This window comes from Streptomyces sp. NPDC054956 (genome assembly GCF_053609185.1).
Map to the genome: position 1 here is coordinate 1 of NZ_JBSGXB010000656.1, position 1203 is coordinate 1203.

The 1203-nt window shown below is 68.3% G+C and carries 1 protein-coding gene; it reads right to left on the reverse strand.

Going from position 1 to position 1203, the window contains the following annotated elements:
* Positions 1-86: 86 nt before the first annotated feature.
* The coding region (locus ACWGDE_RS39095) for a tyrosine-type recombinase/integrase (protein WP_453393841.1) at positions 87-1203 on the reverse strand (1117 nt) is incomplete at its 5' end.

The window sequence follows — 1203 nt, forward strand, 5'->3', positions numbered from 1 at the left end:
TTCGAATCTCGTATCCTCCGCCATTGCTCTCACCGGGCAATACGTTGAAGGGCCCCACCGCTTGCGGTGGGGCCCTTCGTCGTTCCTCAGGTCTCGTTGTTCTGGTCTTTGTCCACGAGACCCGTCTCTGAGGGGCCCCAGATGGCCTCCCCGATCTTCTGTGCCACGTCCTTCAGCATGGCGTCGGGCACGTGCAGGTACCGCGCGCGCATCCGGGAAGAGGTTCCCGCCTCCCAGCCCATGATCTGGTCGATGACCCGGTCCGGGACCCCGAGCAGCATGAGCACGGTCGCGGCGGTGTGCCGTGCGTCGTGAAGGCGCGCGTCCCTCACCCCCGCATCCCCGATGAGCTTCTTCCAGTCGTGATAGTCCGTGTTCGGGCTGAGTGGACCGCCGAGCGGCTTGGTGAAGACGTACTCCGACTCGGTCCACTGGTCGCCGGCCGCCTTCCGCTCGCGGGCCTGCACCTCCTTGTGCGCCCGGAGCATCCGGACCAGAGGCCCCGGCAGGGGCACCGCACGACGTCCGGCGCGCGACTTGGTGTTCTTCGTCTCGCGCCGCACCTGGCTACGCAGAGGGCAGTACCCGGCCTTCCGGCCGCACGGCTCAGCCTCCTTGCACCCGTGCGCGTACTTCGGCCGCAGCCGGTTCCGGCGCAGCTTCAGGTACTCGTGCTCCAAGTCCACGTCAGCCCACCGAAGCCCCAGCGTCTCCCCCTGCCGCAGGCCGAGCGCGAGGGCGAGCATCCAGCGGGCACTGTTGCGGCGCTTGTTCACCTCGATCAGCAGGCTCTGCACCTCCTCGACCGAGTAGGGCTCGATCTCCTCTTCGGCCTCCTCCACCCGTGGCGGCTTGGCCAGCGCAGCGGCGTTCTTCGCGGCGTGGCCGCGCCGGACCGCTTCACCCAGGGCGGTGCGCGCGGTCCGGTGGGCCTGGTGGGCCGTGGCGGGCTTGCTGCCCTTCGCCTTCATCCGGCGGTAGAGGCTTTCCAGGTGTTCCGGCTCCAAGCGGTCAATCCGGTGCTTGCCGATGCCAGGCACGAGGTGCACCCGAACCGCCACCTCGTAGCCGTCGTAGGTGTTCTCGCTGACGGCTTCCTTGGCGATGTTCTCGACCCAGTGCCACAGCCACTTCTCGACCGTCCACAGCTTCCCGGGCTGCTGGGCTGTCCCCTGGTCGCGCTGCTTCTCCAGCCGCTTGACC